This window comes from Apilactobacillus micheneri (assembly GCF_006493595.1).
GTDB lineage: Bacteria > Bacillota > Bacilli > Lactobacillales > Lactobacillaceae > Apilactobacillus > Apilactobacillus micheneri.
Genome location: NZ_QUBI01000005.1, coordinates 39040 through 66027, shown reverse-complemented (window position 1 = coordinate 66027; position 26988 = coordinate 39040). Strand labels below are relative to the sequence as shown.

Annotated in this window: 12 protein-coding genes and 1 tRNA gene; 8 read left to right on the top strand and 5 right to left on the bottom strand. The window is 33.4% G+C overall.

The window, feature by feature from the left end; genetic code table 11:
• Positions 1–221 precede the first annotated feature (221 nt).
• From DY123_RS06155 to DY123_RS06145, 3 genes are all read left to right on the top strand, one after another.
• Positions 222–7727, top strand: a complete 7506-nt coding sequence (locus tag DY123_RS06155) for a DUF5776 domain-containing protein (RefSeq protein WP_140936453.1) — start codon at positions 222–224, stop codon at positions 7725–7727.
• 179 nt (positions 7728–7906) lie between these two features.
• Positions 7907–18649, top strand: coding sequence for a DUF5776 domain-containing protein (locus DY123_RS06150; protein WP_140936452.1), 10743 nt, complete (start codon positions 7907–7909; stop codon positions 18647–18649).
• 129 nt (positions 18650–18778) lie between these two features.
• Positions 18779–19060 (top strand): hypothetical protein, encoded by a 282-nt coding sequence (locus DY123_RS06145; RefSeq protein ID WP_174674016.1) that lies wholly within the window; start codon positions 18779–18781, stop codon positions 19058–19060.
• A gap of 30 nt (positions 19061–19090) precedes the next feature.
• On the opposite strand, the gene DY123_RS06140 is transcribed toward DY123_RS06145, so the two are convergent.
• The 3 genes from DY123_RS06140 to rlmD all read right to left on the bottom strand — a co-directional run bounded on the left by DY123_RS06140 (position 19091) and on the right by rlmD (position 21543).
• Entirely contained in the window at positions 19091–19618 is a 528-nt protein-coding gene (locus tag DY123_RS06140) for a YiiX/YebB-like N1pC/P60 family cysteine hydrolase (RefSeq protein ID WP_181401245.1), read from the bottom strand.
• Between the two features lie 57 nt (positions 19619–19675).
• Positions 19676–20074 (bottom strand): hypothetical protein, encoded by a 399-nt coding sequence (locus DY123_RS06135; protein WP_105987859.1) that lies wholly within the window; start codon positions 20072–20074, stop codon positions 19676–19678.
• A 65-nt stretch (positions 20075–20139) separates the two neighbouring features.
• Positions 20140–21543: a 23S rRNA (uracil(1939)-C(5))-methyltransferase RlmD gene (gene rlmD, locus DY123_RS06130; protein ID WP_140936450.1), complete on the bottom strand. Its 1404-nt coding sequence runs from the start codon at positions 21541–21543 to the stop codon at positions 20140–20142.
• Positions 21544–21714: 171 nt separating this feature from the next.
• Here rlmD and DY123_RS06125 point away from each other — a divergent pair, with 171 nt between their 5' ends.
• Together DY123_RS06125 and DY123_RS06120 are read left to right on the top strand one after the other, a co-directional pair.
• A complete protein-coding gene (locus tag DY123_RS06125; protein WP_140936449.1) occupies positions 21715–23427 on the top strand; it encodes a hypothetical protein in 1713 nt (570 codons plus the stop codon).
• A 100-nt stretch (positions 23428–23527) separates the two neighbouring features.
• Positions 23528–23601 (top strand) — tRNA-Pro (locus DY123_RS06120).
• 414 nt (positions 23602–24015) lie between these two features.
• On the opposite strand, the gene DY123_RS06115 is transcribed toward DY123_RS06120, so the two are convergent.
• Complete coding sequence (locus DY123_RS06115; RefSeq protein WP_140936448.1) at positions 24016–24453, bottom strand: GNAT family N-acetyltransferase; 438 nt, start codon at positions 24451–24453, stop codon at positions 24016–24018.
• A 214-nt stretch (positions 24454–24667) separates the two neighbouring features.
• Here DY123_RS06115 and DY123_RS06110 point away from each other — a divergent pair, with 214 nt between their 5' ends.
• From DY123_RS06110 to DY123_RS06100, 3 genes are all read left to right on the top strand, one after another.
• The gene (locus tag DY123_RS06110) at positions 24668–25207 is read left to right on the top strand and encodes an RNA polymerase sigma factor (RefSeq protein ID WP_140936447.1); all 540 of its coding nucleotides are present in this window, start codon (positions 24668–24670) and stop codon (positions 25205–25207) included.
• Positions 25208–25301: 94 nt separating this feature from the next.
• The gene (locus DY123_RS06105) at positions 25302–25505 is read left to right on the top strand and encodes a DUF1659 domain-containing protein (RefSeq protein ID WP_140936446.1); all 204 of its coding nucleotides are present in this window, start codon (positions 25302–25304) and stop codon (positions 25503–25505) included.
• A gap of 19 nt (positions 25506–25524) precedes the next feature.
• Entirely contained in the window at positions 25525–25770 is a 246-nt protein-coding gene (locus DY123_RS06100) for a DUF2922 domain-containing protein (RefSeq protein ID WP_140936445.1), read from the top strand.
• A gap of 67 nt (positions 25771–25837) precedes the next feature.
• On the opposite strand, the gene DY123_RS06095 is transcribed toward DY123_RS06100, so the two are convergent.
• Positions 25838–26731 carry a LysR family transcriptional regulator gene (locus tag DY123_RS06095; protein ID WP_140922533.1) on the bottom strand — a complete coding sequence of 298 codons (894 nt, stop codon included), beginning with the start codon at positions 26729–26731 and terminating at the stop codon, positions 25838–25840.
• Positions 26732–26988: the final 257 nt, after the last annotated feature.

Sequence of the window (26988 nt, the reverse complement as noted above, 5' to 3'; positions counted from 1 at the left end):
TATATTTGTATTAAATTGATAATTAATATAGTTATATTTTATGTTTAATTATTAAGCAAATGAATGTACTATCGCTATATTTAGTGGTATTTTATAAGCGTAGGGATTCCTACATTTGTATAATTAAATATTAGTGAGATTTAAATGTGACAAGGCATGTATACATAATGTTGCATTTGAATATCAATAAAATTCATTTATAGAACAGGAGTGTCGTTAATTTGCAATATAATAAACAGCAATTTAATAAAGTAAATGATAAGAAAATTATGAAAAAGGTTAAGAAACAATGGGTCGTTGTATCTGTTGCTTCATTAGCTGTTTTAGGTGGTTTCGCAGTTAGTGGAACCTTAAATATGACTCAACCAAGTAGTGCAATAGTTGCACATGCTAGTGAAGGAGCAGGTGGACAAACACCATCAGATCAATCGAAATCAGGTGGCGATAGTGGCAAAGGAGAATCTAATTCAACCCCTTCAACTACAAATGATGCTGCTAAGAATGTTAATTCTGATTATCAAAGTGGTAAACAAGCTACTAGTGAGGATAATCAAAGTCAACAATACAACAATAATTCAAAAGGATTTAATGATACATTAAATAACAATAAGGCTGGTCAAGAAGATTCAGATAATGGCGACTATAAGGCTGGTCAATCTTTAGCTACACAGTATCAAGATGCCATAAGAGATGGTGCTAGTGATTTTATTAATCATAAGGGTGATAATTCTAAATCTCAAACGAGTGATAATGAAAAATATTATAAATCATCGTATGATGGTGCACAAAAAGCAAGTCAATTGTATAAAGATGATACTAGCGATGCAGGAACTAGTACAAAAGATTATACTTCATATAACAATTCAGCTAGTTCAAGTAATGATGGTTCCCACTCATCAGGTGAAAATCCATCTACTGGTAACACAATAAATAAAGATAATGCTTCTGGTACTGCAGGAGCAGTAGATTCTGGCTCAGCATCAAGTAACAATTATAATGATAAAAATGGTGTTCCTACCAATAATGATGATTCATATAATCCTAATACTGGAAAAGGTGGAGCAGACAATCCTTCCAGTGCTTCTACCAGTGAGTCTACTTATGAAAATTATTTAGATAAAAAATTTAACAATCAAAATAATTCTAGTGTTCAATTACCTGAATCTGGTAACTTAAAAGTTCCAAGTTCAGAAGATAGTGATATTACTAACTCTAAATCTGTGAATGGTATTCAATACAATGGTGTTTATTCAGATTCATTTAGATATGGTGCAAACGCATTTTTGTCTTATCAAGGTGCTATAGATGCTAAAACAGGTAAATGGCAAGGTACTAATTATGATAAAACATATATTAAAGATAAGAAAACATCTTCAACAACAGACTTTTATGATAATAATGAGGGATATAAGAGCAATAATCTAGACTCATATTATCAATCATATGAAGGTGCTAAGCAAGCCATCAAAGATCAATTTAAGGATAGTAGTGGAAACGATACAAGTGGTATAAATAGTTCTAATAGCATAAGTCAATACAATAATGCTCTAAGTAATAATACTAGCAATAATTCATACTTTAGCTCTGGATATGATAATGTTTCCCAAGATGTAAAAAATGGAATAGGTTATGTAAATAATTCTGCTGAATTACAATATGTAATGACCACTAGTTCAGCTATTGGTAAGCTAAATACTTTAAGACTTTCGAATGATTTAAATTATAACGATATTGGAACTAGTACTTCTGAAACAAATAATTCGGTGACAAGTGATAGCTTTAATTTAGATGGACAAAATCATATTGCTGATTTTAAAGGCACTCAATATGGTATATTATTTAATAATCCTAGCGATGTAAATAATACTTCAAATAACTTCAATATTAGCAATTTTAAAACACTATATGGAACTAATTATTATGGACCATTTAAGGGAACAAACGGTGGTAATCTTACCTTTAAGAATTTTAATTATGTTGGCCCTCAAATGTTAGATGCACCTAATGATAATGTTTATATTGGTGGTAATGTTAATGTTCATCAAAATATGAATAGTGCTGGTGGTTCAGGAAATGTTTATAATTCACCATTTAATTATAATATAAGTGGTGATATGGGTGCTCAACAGAATTTAAATATCACTAATCTAACCGTTTTACCTGGATCAAATTATTTTGGTGACGATGATTCTTATCGTGGAGGTAACCTAATTCAGTTAAAGGGTAATTTAACTATTGGTGAAAATTCTAATGTTACATTAGTTCCAAGAGGATATAGTGCAGGTGATGGAACAAGTAGTTCATCTAATGGTAATTCTAATTATGGTATTTACTTTACTGGAGGATCAGGTTCTAAACTAAATCTTTCTAATAATGCTAATTTGAATATCATTCCAGCTCAACTTTCTAGCGATAATAATGGTGGATATAGTCAAGGATATGCTTCTGCAATTTATGATAATGGCGGTCAAATAAACATTGATGGCGGTAATATTAATATTGAAGCAAATGGATCTACTTATGGTGGTAATAATCCTTTATATCTTACTTCTGGTGCCAAGGTAAATATTACTAATAATGGGCTACTTCAGATAAAATCCAATAATAATAGTTCAGGTAACGGTTCTAATGGACTACTTTACAACAGTGGAAGTACTATTAATGTTAGTGATGGCGGAAACTTAATTGTTGACACTTCCGATTCTTCTAATACAGATAATAATATTTCACTTATAAATGGTGCAGTTAATGTAAATAACCCTGGTAAAATTGGAGTTGTATTGAAAACCAATTCTACAAAAGGTAATATATTAAATGGTGCTAGTTCATCATTGAATGCTAATACTGTTCAAGTTAACAATAAATTATATTATTCTTATAAATTAAACGGTAGTTCTGGTAATAATTTAACTACTGTAGATCAAAAAGGTAGCAGTTCATCAAGCCAATTTAGCGGAAATGATTTAATTGTAAACCAAGTTCCTGGAGCATATTTTGTTGGACCAGTTAATGTTCATTATAATAGTCAAACTGGAAAAGTAACTATTTCTGGAAACGCACAAGTTTCAGGTGGTACATTAAGTGGAGACAATCATTTTTACATTAAATATTCTGATAGTAATCTTACAGATATTAATTCTCCCCAATCATATAGTAATCAAGTTGATAATTATAATGATAAAACTTTATTTAATGATGAAAAACAATTTTCTAATGATAGCATAGTTCCTTTTAGTTTTGAGTATAAAAGTGATAATGCTCCTACTGACGTAACTGTACTACTTAAATATGGTATTAATGGTGTTCAATTAACTAAACAGAATCAGCCTGATTATAATCAATATAAATATAATTCAATAAATTATAATGGACAAGGTAGTAGTGGCGTTAATAGTGAAAAATCTCTTGTTACTCTAAGAGATGGTAATACTAATGATATTACAAATGGTGCTACTGATGCTGCTAATATCGAATCTTCAGGTAATACTGTATCTCCAGATGAAACTACTTTATCTAATAATCCGGACTATCGTAATGGATATAATGCAGGTAAGGCAGGTTATGAAGCATTTAATAATGATATTAACGGAACAAAAGATCCTGCTAATTTAGATTATACTGATGATTCTTCTTATAAAAATAATTACAAGGGTAAGGGTTATGATAACCAATTTGCTACTGGTTTTAATCAAGCAAAAAACGATTATAGTCATGGTGTAACTGATGGTAAGAAATCAGCTCAAAGTGGTTCACCTGTTAATTCAGGCAACGCTTATATTATGTCTAATGGTCAAACAAAAGTTGATGGAACTAAGAATCAAAATTATCAAGCAGGGTTTAACAACTTTAATGAAGGATATAAGTTAGCTATTACTAACCCTTCTAATGGTAGTGTTCCTGCAAACCAACAAGCAGGGTTTAATTATGGAAAATCTGTTGTTGATGGAGCTCAATCTGATGTAAAACCAAGTGAAGATAATCCAGACAAACTTGCTGGTTATAATGCTGCTCAACAAGCAAAAGATGATTTATATAAGAATGGTAGTTCTGATAATATTAATTCACCATCTGATGTGAAATTACCAGATACAAAGTCAAATCCTTTTGATGCTTCAGCATATCAATCTGCTTATTATGGTGCATATGAAGCTAATAAATATTCTGAAGATAAGAATCCTGATAAGACCAAGCCTAGTGGTTTAGATGCTATTGCTCAAAACTCATTTGATAAGCAATTAGGTTCAAATGATTTTCTAAGTGGTAATGGTGATAGTAGTGTTAAACAAGATGGTTCAGGTAAGCCTTCAGATGCATATAGTGCTGGATATTTAAGCACACAAAGTGGGTTTAATGCAACACCAGGTGCAGATGGTAAAATAGCACCAAATGGTAATGCTGAATTTGATCAAGGTGCAGAAGCCAAGAATGGATATACTGATGCTAAGAATGGGAAGGCTCCAACTAAGGCAAATGGAAATTCTCAAGTAGAGATAAATTCGTACTGGGGTGCTAAAGCTGGAGAAAACAGTCCTGATCAACCTGGAGGAGATCAAAACGTTGATAAAAATTCTGCTGCTTATAAATCTGGACAATCACAATCACAACAAGATACTGCTAAGGGTGCTCAAGACTATATTAATGATAAGTCACAAGGTAAAACTGATTTAACACCAAGTGGTAATGATTCATTATATAATCAAGGTTATAATAACCAAAAAGCATATGATGCTGGATTTAACGGTAAAACCGATGGAGTAGATACAACATCTAAGTCTTACCAAGATGGTAAATCTGCAGCAGCATCAAATTCTGACTTTAATAAAGTTAAAGATGGTAAGAGTAATTCCACAATAGATGGAAATTATGAAAATAATGGTGCTCTTCAAGGATTTAATGATGCTAAATCTGGCTCTCAATTTAATCCATCTAATGGTATGAAAGATAAAGATGGTAATACATTAACTGGCGATGATGCTACTAAGTATCAAGGGGCATATGCTAAGGCTTATTCTGAAGCTAATGACCAAATGAATAAGGGTGCACAACAATATTCATCTGATAAGAATAATGGTATTTCTACAGATGCTAAGCCTACTGATTCATCTGCTGGTAACCAAGATGCTCAATCATTTAACCAAGGTTATGATAATCAAAAAGCATATGATGATGGATTTAATAATCCAAGTGCTTCAATGCCAGCAAATTACCAAAGTAATGACGGACAAAAGAAGGCTTATTTAGCTGGACAAAATGCTGCTAAATCATTACCAACAAACTCTGGTAACAACTCACCAATGAATGGTGCTGCTACCGATGCCAATAATTCTGATCCAACAAAGACAGACAACAGACCTAAAGATGACAGTAGTAGTCAACAAGCATCTGAAAATGCTAAGAAATCTCAGGATGCATATGATGGTGCTAAGGCCGGTTATGTAGATGGATCAAGTGGTAGCCCAGCTAATAGTAATGTTGGTAAGTCATCTGACTATCAACAAGCTTATAATAAAGCTTATGGTGATATGCAAAAATCTAGACAAGATGGAACTAATGATTTCTTTGATCCAACTAAGGGTAATTCATTAAACAATCCATCTGATATTAATGGTAAGCATAGCAGTGATAATAATAATAGTATTGGTGATAAAGCACACAATAATGCTTTTGCTGAACAACAAGGTTATGCTGCTGGTTTAGCTACAAATCCAGCAACATATAATGACAACAATAATCCTTATAATAATGATCCTGATAAGGGTAATGCTGATTCTAACTTTAACGCTTACAAGAATGGATTTAATAATGCTTCAACTGCAAGTGCAGGTTATAAAGCTGCTCAAAGTAAGTCCAACCCAAGTGTTAGTGATAATCCAATCACAGGTTCTGATGGACAGACCATAAGTGATCCTACTTCACAAGAAGCATACAAAGCAGCCGCTCAAGCATTTGCTGATGCTAAAGCTAACAAGCCATCTGATAATAGTGGTAAAGATGCTAACTATAAAAATGCTTATAATATGGCATATAACCAAAACAGAGCTGCTATGAGCGAAGGTGAAAATGATGCATTAGGTAAAGATGGTGGAAACACTAATATTCCTAGCGGACAATATCCTAGTGATATTACAACTCCTTCAGCTAAAGCACTATATGATAATGCTAAAGGTAATGCTAGCCAAGGTTATGCTGATGCAATGAAACCAAGCAATGCTAATAATGCAAACGCTCCTGAAGGTTCTTCAAAAGAATACACTGATGGCTATAAACAAGCTAAATCTATTAGTGCCGGAGCTAATGCAGCTATTGCAGGTGCTAAACAAGCTCCTACTGCTTCTGGTAATCAAAATCAAGATCAAGTTAATGCTGGATTTAATGCTGCTCAACAAGCCATCAAAAATGGTTTGGCTGATGCTCAAAGTGGTAAGAATCAAACTAATGGTAAATTAGATCAAAGCAAGATTGTTATTCCAAGTGGTATTCCTTCATCTGCTTCTCAAGCATACAAGGATGCATACACAGGTGCTTATAATGGATACAACAATGGACTAAATGGTGGTAGTCAAAAACCAAGTTCTGATAAAGATGCTAAGTATGGTAATGACACTACTTACAGTGCTGCTTATGATAATGCCTTTAAACAAGGTCAAAATGATATTCCAGCACCTACACCAACTCCAGCTCCAAATAATAACAATAAGCCAAATAATGACAAAGATGATCAAGCAGCTGGTATTAAAGCTGGTCAAAAGGCATTTGCTGGTGGAACTCCATTAAATATTAATCATGTTAACTTTGCTGGTAAATCACAAGCATATAAGGATGCATTTACTAAGGGTTATAATGATTCACAAGCTGGATTTGATGCTGGAATAAATGGTGGTAAGAATAACAATTCTGATAATCCATCATTCAAGGCTGGATATCAATCTGCTCAAGCCTATAAACAAGGTGTTAAGGACGCTACTCGTGGTAAGAAACCAGCTAAGAACAGTAGTGATGCTTACAAGGTAGGTTATGAAGCTTACAAAGAAGGTATTTCTGGTAAGAAAGCTAATAAGGCTACTCTTGATAAATTAGCTCCAGCATATCGCAAGGCTTATGAAAAGAATTACCAAGCAGCTCATAAAGAATATGTAGCTGTTGCTGGTAAGGCTGCAAAAGCTGGTAGAAAGAATGCTGTTGGTAATAATAGAATTCCACGTAGTTTGAAACGTGAATCACCAGCTTATCAAGCTGCTTATATGAAGGCCTTCAACGATTATGTTAAGAGAAATCTTCCAAGCTACGTATATAACTTGAAGAAGGTTTACAGTCACGATGCTCCTGCATTAACTCGTAGTACAAGAGTTAAGAAGTACTCTAAGACACCACGTTATGATCGTCATGTATTTAGAGTATTAGGCTACAAGATTACTTCTTCTGGTCATGTGGTTTACAGAGTTAAAGGATTAGGTTGGATTAGTGCTAGTGACAAGTCAGTAGACAATGTTTACTACCGTCGTCATGATACTAAGAAGCCTATCCAAAAGGTTCGTGTAATTAAACCTCAAGGAACTTACATTTACAACAGTAAGTCCTTTAATAAGAAGACGGCTGTTAAGAAAATGAAGAAAGGTTCAACAGTTAATGTTAAGAGCATTGAAACAGTAGGTGGCATTACTAGATTCTACATTGGTAACGGTCAATACATTTCAAGTAACAAGACAATTGTTGAACATGTACGCTAATCTTAATTAGCTAAAATTAAAAGAGATAGATAATGTTTTTAAGACATTATCTATCTCTTTTTTGTTTTTTATAGTATTGTGCAAATTACTAATTAATTATTTAGAATAGTGTTATCGTTAAATTGTAATGAATAATTAATATTTTTACATAAGTATTTGTTCAATAGGAGATGCTAATTATGCAATATAATAAGGATAAATTTAATAAAATTAATGATAAAAAAGTTTTGCATAAAGTAAAAAAGCAATGGGTAACAATTTCATTGTCCATTTTTGCAATGTTAGGTGCTGCCGGAGTAGCCATTTATGATGATTCAACCTATGCACATGCAGATACAACCGATATTGCTAATAATAAGATTAATACAACTCAAGAAGAACATGGGAGTAATGAAAATACTTCTAGTTCAGTTCATCAAAATCAATCACAAGATAATTTTCAAAAGTTATCACAATCTGATTCTAACAAACAAAAAGAAAATAATACGCCAGTTAATGGTGAACAAAATAATATTCAAAAACCTAAAAATGATGTACATGCTAATGATAATCAACAACCACAAGTTCAAAAGCATTATCAATTAAATCAATTATCGCAAAATAATAACCAGCATAATCAACAAGCTGGCCACACTAGTGAATTTCAGTCTGTTAATAGCAGAATGGTAACCCAACCTCAAATTAGTGATAGTGAGCAAAAAGGTTTTGATTCTGGATTAAATGGGAACATTGATTCTAAAAATGATAATTCTTCCTATAAAGATGGATATAATTTATATAATAAATATCAGCAGTCCATTTCAGATGGGGTAAACAATAGAACCAATTCTCAAGCAGCTGATGCTAATAGCAATCAATACTATAATGCTGCTAAGTCAGGTTATGGTGATGCTCAAAAGCAATATAATACAGACACTGAAAATCAAGGTACAAGTTATGACGGATATAGTAATTATAGTGGTAACACTGATGACTCAAGTCATGCATGGAATGATACTAGAAAGTACAATAACGATAATATTAGTAAGTTAGACAGTTATAAAAATTCTAGTATTAATTTGAATGATAATGGTCAAGTTGTTATAGATGCTAATATATCTAATGAAAAGCTTGATCAATATTATAATCCAATTTTGCAAGATGTTTATAAATATGGAAGTAATTATTTCTTTGCTAATCAGGCAACTAAAGACGCTAAGTCAGGTAAATGGCAAGGTACAAATTATGATCATGGTACTTATAATGCAACCACTAATTTAACTTCAACTAAAGATTTTTATGATAGTTTTATTAATAATGACCATGGAAAATATAACAATGATCCTTATTATCAATCATATGAGGGTGCTAAACAAGCTATATTGAATCAATATGATTCTAATGGAAATTACATTGGATTGAAAAATAATATTAACAATAACAACCAATACTATGATGATTCATATAATAATGTTGTTCAAGATTCTCAAAAGGGGATTGCTTATGCCAATAATGCTAAACAATTTAACCAAATTATAACTGGTTATAATAATTCTACTGGATATACAACTAGTGCAATTAATTCTCCAGCATCTAGTTCAGGGAAACTAGTTAGTGATATTAGATTAGTTAATGATATTAATTTGGCAGATGTATCTACTGGTAATTCAGGTGAGACTGGAACTTCACCAGTTCTTAATACTAATATTACGTTGAATGGTCAAAATCATTTAGCAGATTTTAGAGGATTTTCTTATAGTTTTAATAATTCATCAAGTAGTTCATCAGTAAGTGTGAAAAATTTTAAAACTTTATATGGTCAAAACTATTGGGGGCCCATATCATCTTCTAAGGGTGTTATTAATTTTGACAATATAAATTATGTTGGACCACAAATGCTTCAATCTACTAATAATGATGTATATATTAGCGGTAATGTTAATGATTTTCAGGATTTTCCAACTAATATTGGAGCAAATAGTTTTAATGAATATGTATCCCCATTTTCTAATGGTGAGGTAGGTACTGATGGTGACAATCAACAAGGGCTTTATGTTAATAATTTAACCCTTGCTCCAAATGCTAATTTCTTCAGTGCTACTTCTGCTGGAACAGGTGGCCCTAATATTGAATTGGAAGGTAATTTAACACTCGGAAACAAAGCCCATATGAATTTATTGGCTAGAAATAGTGGTGGAGATGGTAATAGTAATAATGCTTCAATTGGTCTTTCATCAAATGCTAAATTAAGCATTGCCAATAGTTCACAATTGAATATTGTTTTAGATACAGTAAGCGGATCAAGCCAATATGCGAATGCAATTTCTGCTAATAATTCTACTGTTAGTATTGATGGTGGACAATTAAATGTTTCAGATAATGGATCTTCCTATGATTCTAGTGAGCTTCTTTCTTTTGGTAATAGTACATTAGATATAACTAATAATGGTTCACTTAATCTAAGAGTTAAAAATATGAATAGTGGTAGTGATGGTAATAGTGGGCTTCTAGACGCTTCTGGTAGCACAATTAATATTGCTAATGGACAAATGCTTATTGATGCTTCCGATGCATCTAATAGTGGTAATGGTAGTAATTCATTTTATTTGATTAATGGGAATGTTAATGTTATTAATCCAGGAAATGATGGAGTTGTTTTAAAGAAGAATAATAATATTAAGTATCTTTATTCAGGAAGCACTCTAAATTCTGAAACATCATCTGTAAATAACAATTTATACTATAAATATCAACTTAATAGCGATAATACTGTTAATTATATTGATGCAAGCGGTAATCGTAACCCTTCAAATTACTCAATTAATTCTGACCAATCCAATACCCTAGGTATATATCAAGCCCCTGGTGTTTATGTCGTAGGTCCAGTATCTGGAAGTTATGATGCTACTAACCATACCGCTACAATGACAGGATTATTAAAGGTTACTGAAAAAGATGTTCTAAAATCAGACGATGGAATTTATTTCCATGGATATACATCTAATCAGAATAATACTAATAATACTAATAATACTAACCAAAAAGGTTATGATGATTATTCAGGATATGATAACAGACTAAATCCTAGTGATGCTGATGCTAATGGATTCATCAAATTTACCGAAACTATTAAAAATGTTAATACTAAACCAGATATTATTGGAGCTAATGTTAAATATGGTATCCAAGGACTTAATATTGTTGTAAATGGTGATAACTATGATACACAAACCATTAATGCTCAAAACTATATACCAGATAACCAAAGTCATATGGTAGCATCCAATAATCCAGTTCAACTTTCTACCAATAATAATAGTGATATTACTAATGCAATTAATGCTGCTTTGAATGATGTTGATAATCCCAATAATCTACAAAAGAATATTGATAAATATAATAAGGATACTAATAAATACACCGATAATTATGACAGTACTATCAAAGGATATAAGGCTTATGATCCTAACAGTCAAGTTACCAATCCTGATGCATATAAAAAAGCAAATGGTTATACAGATGCTTATGATAATGGTACCGGTGATGCTTTTGCTAAAGGATATCAACAAGCCCAACAAGATGCTTTAATTAATGGTGAAAATAGTGGTGCTAATGATTATATAAATGGTATTTCAGAAGATACTACTGCTCATCCTAGTGGTAGTTATTATGATAAAGGCTATCAAAGTGCCAAGACTGGATATTTAGATGGCTTAACTACTAATACTACAAACCAAAATAATAGAAATTCATCCCAAAGTACAACTGGATATGATATTGGTAATAATGCTGGTGTTAAAGAATACAATAATTATGTAAATGCTGAAAATAATCCTAATACAGCTTCGACTCAAAGTACTGTTGAAGGAGTAAGCAATGCAATTAAATCAGTTAACAATGCAATGAATAACCATGATGGCAATGCAGATGATATTAATAATTTACCAGAAAATAGTGATAGTAATTTGAAATATCAAGCTGCTTATAATGCGGCATTGTCATCAGCTAAATCCAATAATAATAATGGTATTAATACGGTTATTAATGGAAAAGAACCTGATACTACTAATATGACCACCGCTAATGCTGATATTTATAATCATGCATATAAGGATGCACAAAAAGGTTTTCAAGAAGGTTTATCTGATAATAGTTTATCAACAAGTCAAATGACACCTGATGAAAAAGCAGCATTTGATAAATCCAATCAATATCAAAGTGGTTTTCAAACAGCATTTAAAGATTACCCTAATGTACAACAAAATAATGAATCGATAGCAGGTTATCAAGATGCAATTAAAGGGATGCAGGCTGCTGATAATCATTCAGATCAAAGCATCGGCTTAAGCGGTATTGATTTAACAATCTATAATGCTGCCAAAGCACAAAAACAAGGACAAATGGCTGCTACTAAAGCTGCTCAAAATTCTAATCAAAATAATAATGGTGCCGCAATTAATGGAATTGATACATCTAATAGCGATGCTCAAAACTCATCCAGTGCGACCTCATATGTAGATGGTTATAATTCTGTGAAAGATGGTTATAATGATGGCTTAGCTAATAAACTTCAAAATAATCAATCTAGTAATGATGCTTATACTAGTGGCTATAATCAAGGAAATGCAATCGGTCAAACAGCACGTGGAGCTAAAGATTACTTAGCTGGTCAACAAGCAAATGCTCATCCAGTGAATAAAGATAACTATGATCAAGGTTATAACAATGCTAAGGCTGGCTATGTTAATGGGATGACTGGTCAACAAACTACAGGTCATAATGTTAATACTAATTCTGCTGAATATAGAAATGCTCAGACACAAGGTCAAAAGGCTAAGGGCGACTATAATGATGCTGAACAAGAATCAGATAGTAGTAAGTATAATGGCAATAAGCAAGGTACCTATTCTGGGGTAACTGATGCGATTAATGCGGTGAAAAATGCTGAAGGCAATCAGCAAAAGATTGCTACTCCTAATGGTAATGCTGCATACAACTTAGCATACAATCAAGCAGTGCAAGATGCACAAGCACATGATGGTGCTAACGACTTTGTTCAAGGCAAAGCTAAACAAACGAGCTTAACACCTGCTAATCAGTCTGTATATGATAAAGCATATGCTGATGCTAAGGGTGGATATAATGAAGCATTAGATGGACAACCAACCCAAAATTATTCTGAAAATAAAAATGAAACTACTGGTTTTGATGCTGGTAAAAATGATGAAAGTTCATATGATGCTGCTATTAAAGCATATGAAAATGCAAGTGATAAATCATCAGTAAGTGATGTGAATAATCAAGTTGCTAAGCCCGATGCTTATAAGGATACAATTGATGCGCTAAAAGCAGCCGATACAAATACAGTCGATACTACTAATAATAAACCAACATATGTTGTAACTAGTTCACAAGAATTAGGACTTCAAAAAGCTTTAAGCGTTTTAAATACCACTCCACTTCCTAATAACCCAAGTGATGACGGTAGTCAATATGCTGATAGTTCAAGTGCTCAAGATAAAGCAGCATTTGAAAAAACTTATAAAAATGTGATTGATGGCTATAAAGCTGGTTATGAAAATCCTGATGCTTCATCTAATCCTAACTCTGGATTAAATCAATATGCATATAGTGAAGGCTTAGCAGCAGGTAAGCAAGCCATTGGGGCTTATGATTACTTAAATAGTAAAGATACAAGAAACCAAAATGTTGACTATCAAACTGGTGTAAAAAATGCGCAAACAGGTTACAATGATGGCATTACTGATACTAAAACGAATGGTGCTGATACTAAGTCCCCAGAATATCAAGAAGGTCATAATATAGGTTCTAATGCCAAAAATGATTATGATAAAGCTGAACAGGAATCTAATCCTAGTGCTGATCCAAATAATTATAACAATAATACAAAGGGCACATATTCAGGGGTTGCTGATGCAATTAATGCGATGAAGAACGCTAAAGGTAATTCTGCTTTGGTATTACCACCTAAGGGGGATTCAGAATATAACTTGGCATATAATCAAGCTGTCAAAGAAGCCCAACATTATAATGGTGCTGATGACTTTATCAATGGTAATAATAAACCTACCAATTTAACACCTGCTAACCAATCTGTTTATGATGCTGCATATGCTGAGGCACAAACTGGTTACAATGAAGCCTTGAATGATCCAACAACAAGTTCTAGCACAATGAATGCTAATGAACTTAAAGGCTTTAACGCTGGTTTGAAAGCAGAAAAATCTTATAATGCAGCTATCAAAGCATATGATGCAGCAACTAATAAATCTGATGTATCAGATCAAACTAACCAATCAGGGATTGATGCTGATTCTTACAAAAATACGATTGATGCCTTAAAAGCAGCTGATATAAATCAAACTGATATTCATAATCATAATCCAATTTATGTGGTTGCTAATTCACAAGAATTAGGACGTCAAAAAGCTTTAGATATTATTAATCAAAGTCCTCGTCCAACTAATCCAAGTGATGATGGTAGTCAAGATGCTGATAACTCAATTGCTCAAGATAAGGGTGAATTTGAAAAAGCATATCAAAATGTAATTGATGGTTATAATGCTGGAGTTACCAATAATCCAGACATTAAAGAAAATGGTAATGATAATTTAAATAAAGATTCATTTAATGCTGGTCAAGCTGCCGGAAATCAAGTACGTGGTGCTAATGATTACCTAAGTGGCAAAGATACAACCAAAGATAATAACAACGACTATCAAACTGGTGTTCATAATGCGCAAACTGGTTATAACGATGGGATTACCGATAAAACAACACCAGATGCTGATACTAATTCTCCAGAATACAAAATTGGCCAAAAAGACGGTAAGAATGACCAAAATAATTATAATAATGGGATTACCCAAGCGCTTAACACTTATGCTCCAAAACAAAATGACGGTAATGCTCAAACATTAAATCATGGAGCAGAACAAGATGCTTATAATGGTGCTGCCGCTGCTATTCAAGCCGTTAAAAATGCCGATGGTAATAATGACAACATCAAACCAGTTAATGGCCAATCACCAGCCTATTTGAAAGCATACAATGATACTTTGAATAAGGCTGAAGCAGATGCTAAAGCTGGCCAAAATAACTTCTTAAATGGTCAAAACAAGAATAATGGTACTGATGCTTTGTCTGGAGTAGCTGTTGATGCATATGATCATACCCAAGCTGGTTTCCAAAGTGCATTGAATGGTGGTAGTGAACCTGCAGATGATATAAATGAAAAAGCTGGTTTTGATCAAGCTAAAGCAATCAAACAAGGTTATAATCAAGCCGTTACTGATTATAATCAAGGTAACAAGGATCCTAATGCTCATTCAGATATGGCAGGATATCAAGAGACAATGAATGGCTTGATTGATGGTGCTAAAGATACTCCAACTGATAATCAACCAGCTAATAATAAATCATTATATGAAGCTGCTCGTGCACAAAGTATGGGTACTAAGAATGGAATTACTGATGCAGTTGATAATAATGCTGATGCAAATGCAAAGACACCTAATGGAGTCAATGATGCAATTTATCAAAAGGCCTATCAAGCTGCTAAAGCCGGTTATAATAATCAAAAAGATGCTAAATCATCTGATGTTATTTATAACAACGCTTATGAACAAGGTGCACAACAAAAGGGTGCCAATGATTATGTAACTGGTAAAGCTAACGATGATACAGCTAATGAAGATAATTTGAGTAGTAATGATGAATATATTAGAAACCATGCACAAGGAGTTAAAGATGCCAAAGATGCATACAATGGTCAATTAAATAATCATTCTAATGCATCTATCACTGGAGAGAATGCTGCTACTAATGCTAATGCCGGATATACAGATGCTCAAAATGATCACCAACCTGTAGCTAATGCTCCTCAAGCTGAAAAAGATGCTTATTGGGGTGCTCAGTCTGGTGCTAATACTGGTAAACAACAACCTGCAGATATCAATTCAGCATCCAGAGCTTATCAAAACGCTAAAGCTAGAGCTGAAAATGCTGCAACCAGTGGTGCTGAACAATATTTAAATGATAAATTTAATAACCATAAGCTTGAACCAACTGGTAATGATAGCTTGTATAATCAAGGTTATAATAACCAAAAGGCTTATGATAATGGATTCAGTAATCCTAATGGGCAAACTCCAAGTTATAATAATCAAGGTCAAATTGATGCTTATAATGACGGTAAAAATGATGGAGCAAAGACTTCATCATATAATGCTGCGGCCAATGGTGATAAGCAAGATAATGATGCTTCATATAAAGGAGCACAACAAGGATTTGCTGATGCCCAAAATGGGGATGCATTAAATCCTTCAAATAATATGTCATATAATAACCCTAAGGATATTTTGAAATATCAATCAGCTTATGCTAAAGCTTATGGTGAAGCATCTAATGAGATGAGCCAAGGTGCTAGACAATATGGTTCAGATGCTAATACTGATAATCCTAATGTTCCTAGTGCTAAAAGCAATAGTGGAGTGACAAATCAAGACACTAAATCCTTTAACCAGGGGTACAATAATCAAAGAGCTTATGAAGATGGATTAAATAATCCTACTAATCACAGTAGTAATTATGCTAATAATTCACCTGAACAAAAAGCTTATCAAGCTGGACGTGCTGCTAGTCAAGCCGTTGCTAATGCAAGTCAAGATGCTGCTGATGGTGCTAATAGAACTCAAGCTAATCAAAATGCCCAAGACACTTATGATGGCTCTAAGGCTGGTTATGCTGATGGTGCCGATGGTAGTCAATACACCAGTAATTTAGATAAGACTCCAGATTATCAAATGGCTTACAATAATGCATATAATAATATGCAAAAAGACAGAAAAGCTGGAGCTAATGGCTTCTTTAATCAAAATGCTAATGATTTCAATGATTTAAATAAAATTAATCAAGCTAAATCAGATGCCAGCCATAATGATAATAATATGGACAATCGGGCATATAATAATGGCTTTGCTGAACAACAAGGTTATGCAGCTGGTTTAATTAATAAATCGGCTAATAATCCTTATGCTGCTGATGCTGATAAAGGACCAACTTCTAGATATGCAGCTTATGCTAAGGGCCTAACAGATAGTAAAGCTGGGTATGAAGCAGCTCAAAATGAAAGTGATCCTGACAATAATAAAATGCCAGCAAATATTGTTGACGAGCCATCTAAAGAAGCTTATCAAGCTGCGGTAGCTGCATATCAAGATGTTAAGAAGGGACTCAAACCAACTGATAATACTGCTAAAAGTGATAGTTATCAGATGGCATACAATATGGCATATAACACCGATCAAGCAGCTAAAGTTCAAGGAGAAAATAGCTTTATTAATCCAGGTACTGATAACAATGACAATCATTTATCTAATGCTGCTAGTGCATTGTATAAACAAGGCAATGTGGATGCTGAAAATGGTTACAATGCAATTATGAATCCTAGCCAAGCACCAATTAATGGTGGATCTGATAATAATTCGGCTGAATATCAAGCTGGGATGAATTTAGCTAAGAATATTTTATCTGGAGTTCAAGCTGCTGCCAAAGGTGATAAGAGCGCACCAAGTGCTGATCAAAATGTAGTTAATGGCTTTAATACCGCTAATGAAGCAATAAAGAATGCTGTTAATGATGCTAAGAATGGTAAGAATCAAGCTAATGGCAAGTTAAACCCATCAGCTATTCAAGTTCCAAGTGATATTTCACCAGCAGATCAAAAAGCTTATATTGATGTCTATCAAGGAGCTTACAATGGCTACAATAATGGATTAAATGGTGGAAGCCAAAATCCAACTGCTAGTCAAGATTCTAATTACAATGACATGGCTTATAAAGCTGCTTATGATAATGCCTTTAAGCAAGGTCAAAATGATATTCCAGCACCTGCATCACCAGCACCTAAAGTAGATGATTCAGCTGCCGGTAAAAAAGCTGGGCAAAAGGCCTTTATTAATGGAATTCCATTGAATATCCACAAGATTGATTTATCTGGTAAATCACAATCATTTATTAAGGCCTTTAAGCAAGCATATGATCAAACTCAAAGAGGCTTCAATGCAGCGGTTAAAGGTCATAAGGATGAATCTAAGAACCCATCATACAAAGCTGGATATCAAGCTGCTAAAGACTATCAAAAAGGATTACATGATGCTAAACGTGGTAAGAAATTAGCTAAAAATAGCAATGATGCTTACAGAATTGGTTATGAAGCCTTTAAGAATGGTAGATCTGGTAGAAAGATTAATGCCAAACTATTTGGTAAATTAGATGCATCTTACCGTAAAGCATATCAAAAAGATTTCAATATTGGGCATAAAGATTATGTCGATGAAACTAATCAGGCTACTAGAGCCGGTGAAAAACGTGCGGCTTCCAATAATCATTTACCTAGCTTTAAGCATGAATCTAAAGCATATAAAGAAGATTATATGAAGGGCTTCAATGAAGAAATTAGAAAGAACCTTCCACACTATGTATATAATTTGAGAAAGATTTACAGCCATAGTAAAGCAGCCTTAACTCGTAAGACTAGAGTTAAGAAATATAATAAGACACCACGTTATGATCGCCATATCTTTAGAGTTCAAGGTTATAAGATCACACCTTCTGGCCAAGTGGTTTATAAAGTTAAAGGATTGGGTTGGATTAATGCTAATGACAAGTCAGTAGCTAATGTTTACTACCGTCGTCATGACACTAAGAAACCAATTCAAAAAGTTCGGGTTATTAAACCGGAAGGAACCTATATCTACAATAGTAAGCATTTTAATGCTAAACATGCAGTTAGAAAGGTTCAAAAAGGTGAAACCGTGAAAGTTCAACGGATTGAAAAATTAGGTGGTATCACTAGATTCTATATTGGTGATGGTAAATATATTTCAAGCAATAAGACCATTGTTGAACATTTGCGTTAATAAACACATTAAAGGAGCTAACTTCATTAGGGAGTTAGCTCTTTTTTGAACCGCTTAATTTTACATTTGCAACAATTAGCACTACACTATAATTGTATTAATAATTAGCAATAAAGAGGTAATAGAATTATGGAAATGACAGAACGTCAATTAATTCAAGAAATTTTAAACACAGTTGATGTAGTTTATGATTTTGAAAATGCTGATGAAGACAACAAAGAATACACTTTGCTAATCACCCGTCAAAAGGAAGATACACGTGAATTATCTACCATCAACAACGAAATGAAGAGATACTTTAAGGAAGCCGACTTCAGTTATGATGAAGATATGGAACCTAAGAACGATGGCGCTGAAATTAAAGTTGATATCGCAAGACATAATACAGTTAACACTACTGATGCTGACTAATTAAAACATAAAGCAGGGTAATCAATTTGATTATCCTGCTTTTTTTATTGTTTCTACAAATTTCAATTTATCACTGTCTACCAATGAATTAGGACTACTTCCTAATTCATCTTTGGGTAATGTTAATCCCAATTTTTGATAATATTGTTCCCAATACTTAACTTGTTCACCGGTACCAAACTTTAAAGGTTCTAACTGAAAAATATGATAATCTTTAAAAATTTCAGTAATTAATTCAGAACAATACAGTCCTTTATTTGCTTGTAAAAATGAATGGTTATACGGTAATCCCAGCATTGCTTCAGCACGTTGCCGAATTAAATCAAAATCAATTCGCTTATTCATAATTCTAAAAATATCAATGGGAGCTTTTTGTTCGCTAATAAATTCATCTAATGATTCTTTGATACATCCATACTTAGTAGTTGCATTAACAACATGCTTATCTATCAATATTCCGACATGTGTATAATCATGCTTTTGACTGGTACTATCAGCGATCATCTGTTCAAGTTTACTATTTTTTGACCTAACAAATAATAAGTCACCATTTCGCAAAATGAAAACTCCTTACAAAAAAGCCACACAGCAATTTTAATCTGTGTGGCTTATAATTTATTTTTTAAGATAACCAGCTTTGTTCAACAAGTTAGCTGAACGTTTGTCCGCTGGTTTATAACCATTTTTTAGTAAATGGACAATATACATACGATTGTAAATTAATCCCCAAATAATACTACCAATGATGTAAGCATAGGTAAAAGTAGAACTAGGGTCAACACCTAATCCTAAGCGTAAGAACATATTAACTGCCATCCAAAGAATTGCATCAACCCCTAGGATACATAAAAAGTTATATGTGTCAGATCGAAGAATTGATGGTAACCAATGGAATAATAAGGCAGAAATTGAAAAACCAATTTTACCAATCCTTACATTTTGGGAGTTACCTTTTTTTAAAACGATAACGTTAGAAGGTAGGGGAATCATTCCGTTGCCAAATGGATTTTGCATAATATACCTACTTTCTTTTTTAGTAATAGAACTACACTAACACTAATCTAGTTAAAATTCTAATTTTACTTCTTAGTAAATTTAACGACTGCTTCACAGCGAGGTGTTTGTGGCATCATATCGATTGGTTGAATAAAATCAATATTGTATTTTCTGGTTAATGGGACCAAATCTGCGGCCATGGTAGATGGATTACATGATACATAAACAAACTTATCAGGGGCACTCTTTAAAATAGCCTTGATTAATTTATCATCAAGTCCAGTACGGGGTGGATCAACGATGATTGCATCTGGTTTAAAACCTTCTGCTAACCATTCAGGGAGTAAGTCTTCAGCTTTACCTACTTCGTAGTGTGCATTACGGATCTTGTTGATAATGGCGTTGTGATTAGCATCATCAACCGCCTCTGGAATGGTATCCATCCCACGAACTTCTTTGGCATGCTTAGCTAATGGTAAACCAATAGTCCCAATTCCTGAATAGGCATCGACAATATTTTCATTGCCAGTTAGCCCTAATGCAGAGATTGCCACTTCATATAAACGAGGCATCATAATTGAATTTAACTGTAAGAAGGCACGAGCTGATAATTCAAAGTTCAAGCCCTTGATTTTTTCAATAATATAATCTTTACCAGCTAAATTGATGGTTTTATCACCCCAAATTAATGAAGTATCCCCAGGGTTGATATTTTGCATAACCGAAGTGACTTGCGGTAGTTCTTCCTTAATTTTCTTTAGCATAAAGCCTTTTTTAACAAACTTAGGGGTGTTAGTCACAAAGACCACTTGAACATCGTCAGTGTTTAATGCAGCCCGGACCACGATAGTTTTAATAATGCCTGAACTATTTTCTTCATTAAAAACTGGAATCCCTAGTTCTTGGATAAATGCCACAATTTTACGCATGACAATCATCGTTTCAGGATATTGAACGGCACAGGTTTCTAAATCCACAACATCATGGGTGCCAGCTTTAAATAATCCAGCGACGACTTTACCATCCTTTTCACGAACTGGGAATTGAGCTTTATTACGATATTCATATGGATCTTCCATTCCCATCGTTGAATGCACTTTATAGCCCTTGTAACCAATCGGTTGGAATTTTTCTAAGGCTTGGTGAATTAAGTCGCGTTTAAATCTTAGTTGAGCAGGATATGATAGATTTTCTAATTCAAAACCACCGACATTGCCAGCATAACTATCACGTGGTTCCACACGATCAGGAGATTCTTTATTCCATTTAACTGCTTTGGCTTTTAAATAATTAGGGTAAACTTCGGTGACTTCAGCGACAACTTTTTCGCCAGGAAAAGCATCCGTCACAAAAACTAATTTGTGTTGGTAAAAACCGATTCCTTCACCATTAATCCCCATTCTTTTAATGGTCATTTTAAATTGCTTACCGATTTCGACAGTAACATCGTCAAATTTATGACGATTATTTCGCTTATTATATTTCATAAAATTTTCCTTTTCTAAATCCGTTATTAACGTCCAACTAGATTATATCATGGTAGAAAAATAAAAGACAAAATGCAAGAAATTTCTTAGCTTAAAACTTGCTATTTTTATTGTAAGAGTTTTAAATTAACAATATGGAATAATATATTCATTTTACATAGGGGGATATGTATGAAGAAGTTAACAAAAATCGCTTTGACTGCGGTGGCGGCACTATCTTTAGTGGGCGTTAGTACACCAATCATGAGTGCCCACGCTGATTCTAATTTTTTTGTTCATAATTGGGATGAACCTAAAAATCCGATTCCACAAACTGATCAAGGCAATGCCATGCAAAATTATAATGATAATGATTTGCAGGTAATGCGTAATAAATTACCTAAGTTCAAACCACGTTGGGGTCATTATAAGCATGTAAGAAATACTAACGAATTTCATACTTATAATGATTCAGCAAATGGGAATAGCTTAATTACTAAGTGGTATTTACCAACTGGTTTTAACGTTTCACCAGAAGAACATGGGAACTATCAAGGAATTGTGATGGCTAATAATAGCATTTACTTGCTTGAATCCATGGGAACTGGTGCCAATCAAGGAGCTATTATTCGTTTTAAATTAGATGCACTAGAAAAAATGGGGATGATGGATAACGGTAACCAAAACTTACTATTGAATATCTTTAGCTACTTTAATCCATATACCGATCAAGGTCGTCAAAATAATCAGCAATTTGTGGATTATATCAATGCGACTGCTGACTCTCGTGCAGATATGAAGAAGAGTACCAGTCAGCTACAAAAAGCGCAAACTGAAGTGAAAAATGGTAAAGATGTAATTAATAAATCGGCTGAAAATTATCGTAAGGTTTCTCGTGCTTATAAACATAAATATGCTAAAGAAATTAAAAAATACTTTAATGTAGATAAAGATAAAAATAATGACCGTGTTAGAAATAATCGTAACCAAGATATGAAGAAGCAAAATCATAAAATTTCTAACAATCCTAAAGATTATTTAGCTAAGTCCATTAACTTTAAGCAGTTAAGTAAGGCTGAACAAAGAAAAGTACGTAAATTAATTAGTGCTCGAGTTGCAGTTAAAAAGACTTTCCATGAATACAAGTTGTTACGTGACAAGGTTTACAAACAAATTGATCAATCCAAAGCTAAAATTGCTACTTTGCAACAAAAAATTAGTAGTGATCAAGATCAAATCAACAAAGCACAAAATGGTAACCAGTTATTAGGTCAATATGAAGCAGTAACTGATTCAGTAGAAGCTAGTCCATTAATTAATATTGGTCATGGTCAAACTATGTCATACAATCCAGCTAATAATCACTTATATTTAGCTCAAGATGACAAGATGGGTGACTTTTCTAATGATGACAAGAATCAAATTACTGAATTAGATGCTGATACCTTGCAACCAGTGCATCAATACAGTTTTAAGTTAATGCATAATGGCAAGAACTTAGGCCTACACACATTAGCATTTGATAAGCAAGGTCGTGCCTATATTGGTGTCCACAGTGGTCCTAATGGTGTTAAAAAGGCATATAGTTTATACATTGGTTCATTGAATAATGATAAAGTTAGTTTCAAACCAGCTAAACAGGTCATTCATTGGGCTGGTAGTTGGAATCAAAACTTAACTTATAATCCAGTAACTGATCGTATCTATATGGTATCTAATGATATGGTAACTTCAGTCCCAGTTGATAAATTGAATGCTGGAACTTTAAAGAGTAAAGATGTTCATTACAACGCCTTTAATTCGGGTCGTGAATGGGAAGGTCTTACTTTTGATGGTGAAGGTCATGCCTATGCATTATTATTATGGCGTGGAGAAATCTTACGTAGTGACTACGTATTAGAATAAAGTTTTAAATAAAAATACCTATCGACTATAATGAAATAGTTGGTAGGTATTTTTTTACTATGCAAAAAATGTGTTATAGTGAAAATTGTAATAAAATATACGGGAAATAGCTCAGCTTGGTAGAGCACTTGGTTCGGGACTAAGAGGTCGTAGGTTCAATTCCTATTTTCCCGATTTATGTGTAATTGATTGTGTACAGAAAGATTCATGCTATAATATAGTCATAAATAAAAAGAAGTCCTGCTTGAACAGAACTTCCCAGTAGAGCCGTTAAAGACGGTGGTTACTAACAATTATATGATTATCTAAATAACCGCTAGCTGACCAGAGCTAAGGCGGTTATTTTTTAATTATTTAACGATATCAACAGCATCTAAGGTAATAATTTGCATTACATTATAAATAAGTTTATTGTTAGTCGAACATGCTTATAAGAGCATGTATTCCGCACATAATTTATTTGTGTTCCGACTAAATACAATCAAATCAATTAACAAAGAGCAAGCAGGCAGCAAACTGCTTGCTTTTTGTTTTAAATAAATATTTACAAAATAAAATTGCTACTCCAACCATGGGGTAGCAATTTTTTTATTGATTCAAAATCATTTTAATGTGTGGGGTTTGATGGAAAGTGTAAACACCGCCAACGGGATGAAAACCAAACTTCTCATAAAAAGCTACCTTATCTTCTTGGGCATCAATTTCAATCGTTGGATTGTTATCAAAGTGTTGATCAATCACGTCTAAAATCTTTTGTACTAATTGTTTGCCGAGTCCCTTGCCACGTGCTTCTTTAGTAGTTAATACACGGCCAAAACTGGTGTGATCATGACCATAAAAGATGCGCGCATATGCTAATAAAGTCCCATCTTCTTCGGCCCAGATATGTAAGGACTTTTTATCCAACTTGTCGACTTCTTGGTAGGGACGATTTTGTTCCACTACAAAGGTACTAGTGCGGACATTGTAGATTTCCCACAATTCATCACGAGTTAATTCTTTAAAAGTTTTAATATGCCATTGCATTCATAAAACCTCCTTATATATTTCATCACCTTAATTTTACTATTTTGTGGCAAAAAACAAAGAAAATACCCCCTTATTTGCCAAAAAATGACCAAAATGCAAAATCTGCGGTAATTATGACAAAATCTGCGGTAGTGAAACCAGCAAAATTGCTTGTTATCTTTATATTTGTTCGAAGGCCTTTGAACCAATAAAATTCGAAAGAGTGGTTCAAATGAACGATTACAGCAGTTTTAGACCAGGCTTTGATTACCTAATGCAAGGTGATCATAAAGTCGTAATATTTGGGGTATTAAAACGATTAAATATCCAAAGAAACACAGCTCAATATGATGATTTAATGCAAGAAGGCTTCATTGCTTTTGCACAAAAGTACAATCAATACCATGGACCAGATGATGATAAGCAACGCTTAGCCTACCTTTATCAAGGCGTGTACTGGCACTTATTAGACCAATTACGTAAGGCAAGTCGTAATACGCAAAAAATTGAATTTATGCCAGCAGATAATCAAGATAGTTGGGAAAATCAATTAATTGACAATTATTCTTTTGAAAGTGAACTCTCCCATAATGAACTATTAAACCAGTTACTGAAGATTAGTAGTGATACAGAACGAAAATTAATCTACTATCGTTACTACGAGGGCATTGATAATATGCGTGAGATTTCGCGCCAGACTAATATCTCAACGAAAACCCTTAATAAATGGCGCAACAGCCTGCGTAAAAAAATAAAGATCATAAAAAATTAAAAAATGGGTATCACTTTGGCATCGAGTTTCGTTACTAGTAGATGTAAGGGTTGGCGCCAACGACTTACTAATAAAATGAAATGAGGAACAAAGTATGAATAAAGTTTGGGATAAATCAAAGGTAGTTTATAACATGGTTACAAAGGAAGATGACAAAGCGGTATCTCGTTCATTCGCGAATGTCATCGAAGATGTATCAGATGCACAAATTACCGAATTTGGTTCAATTTTAAAAACTTTGACTTCTGATAGTTTAGAAAAAACTGAATTAATTGCACAAACAAGATACTACGCTTAATTAAATGGAGGAAATGTAAATGAAAAAATTAGAATTAGTATTCAAGAGTGAAGATCAAAAGGTAAAAACACTACGTCTGAATTATGTTAGTAGTAAGTTGGATAATGAAGCATTAATAAGTGCAATGAATCGTATCGGAGCATTGAAGATGTTTAGAGTTAACGGGATGAATCAATACCAAGTACCAGTCGCCGCTCGCTATGTCGATACCAATACTGAAACCATTTTTGATACACGTAACGAAGATAAACAAGCAGCAAAATAAATTAAAATCACTAATATCAATACGCAAAACACCCTCGTCATTTAATTGGCGAGGGTGTTTTTGTATATTATTTTAATAATTTATCGGGATAAGTTTCATTAATGAATTCACGCACACAACTGATCATCTTTTGCGTAGCCGGCGTTTTCATCTGCACTTCATTCATCACTAAGAAGATGGAACGATAATAAGCTTCATCAAATGGATAGGCAGTAACGTGGGAGTTTTGCTTATTAAAAGCCAACCTAGGTAAAATTCCCATTCCAAGGCCAGCTTCCACCATTGCGATAATGGATTGATCATCAATACTGAACTGAATCGAGTTTGTTTGGACCTGATATGCATCAAGGACTTTCTTAGTATCCCCATCATAATCAGACTTCTGTAAAATAAAATGTTCATTTTGGGTATCTTCAATGGTAATGGAATGACCGTTTTTGGGGACAAAGCCCTTCGGCGTAAGACAATAAATCTGATCTTGCACCAATAAGACCTTAACTAAGTTTTCATTAATGGGCTGACAGGTGAAACCTAAATCAATATTTCCTTGGTGTGCTTGGGTCGTAATGTTATTAAAACTGCTTTGTGTAACTTCAATCTTGATATTCGGATATCGTTCCCGAAATTTGTGCACAATGCCTGGCAGCCAACTAATACAAGCACTACTAAAAGCACCAAGCTTCACCGTTCCAGCAGTTAAGCCTTTAATATTGTCTGCTTCTTGGGTTAGGCGATTTTCGTTATTCAAAATTTCTTGAATAATTGGTAAAACTAACTTACCGTCAGCAGTTAACTTTACTCCAGAGCGGTTACGAATTAAGAGGGAAAAGCCCAGTTGCTTTTCTAACTTATCCACTGAATGAGAAATTGCCGAAGGCGTAACATCTAATACTTGTGCGGCATGGTGAAAACTGCCTTCATTAATAACGGTTACGAAGGCCCGATAAGAAAAAGAAACCATAATATTATCCTTTCTGAAAAATATCTTTAAAAAGATTGTACTCGTTTTTGCAAAATTGTGCGTATTTTTTGACAAATTTGCGGGGATGTTTTACTTTAAATGTGTTATTGATAATATGAATATTGCATCTCTTTATCAATTAGATTACAAAGTAATTATTAAATTGATATTTGAAATGAAGTTATTTATAATATTGGTAATGAAGTTTATTAGGTAAAAATTTTACATAAATAATTTTAAACCTTTGGTTTGGTGAT

Coding starts and splice junctions, on each gene's coding strand:
- DY123_RS06150 (WP_140936452.1), top strand. CDS start 7,907: ATGCAATATAATAAGGATAAATTTAATAAAATTAATGATAAAAAAGTT.
- DY123_RS06145 (WP_174674016.1), top strand. CDS start 18,779: ATGGAAATGACAGAACGTCAATTAATTCAAGAAATTTTAAACACAGTT.
- DY123_RS06135 (WP_105987859.1), bottom strand. CDS start 20,074: ATGCAAAATCCATTTGGCAACGGAATGATTCCCCTACCTTCTAACGTT.
- rlmD (WP_140936450.1), bottom strand. CDS start 21,543: ATGAAATATAATAAGCGAAATAATCGTCATAAATTTGACGATGTTACT.
- DY123_RS06125 (WP_140936449.1), top strand. CDS start 21,715: ATGAAGAAGTTAACAAAAATCGCTTTGACTGCGGTGGCGGCACTATCT.
- DY123_RS06115 (WP_140936448.1), bottom strand. CDS start 24,453: ATGCAATGGCATATTAAAACTTTTAAAGAATTAACTCGTGATGAATTG.
- DY123_RS06110 (WP_140936447.1), top strand. CDS start 24,668: ATGAACGATTACAGCAGTTTTAGACCAGGCTTTGATTACCTAATGCAA.
- DY123_RS06105 (WP_140936446.1), top strand. CDS start 25,302: ATGAATAAAGTTTGGGATAAATCAAAGGTAGTTTATAACATGGTTACA.
- DY123_RS06100 (WP_140936445.1), top strand. CDS start 25,525: ATGAAAAAATTAGAATTAGTATTCAAGAGTGAAGATCAAAAGGTAAAA.
- DY123_RS06095 (WP_140922533.1), bottom strand. CDS start 26,731: ATGGTTTCTTTTTCTTATCGGGCCTTCGTAACCGTTATTAATGAAGGC.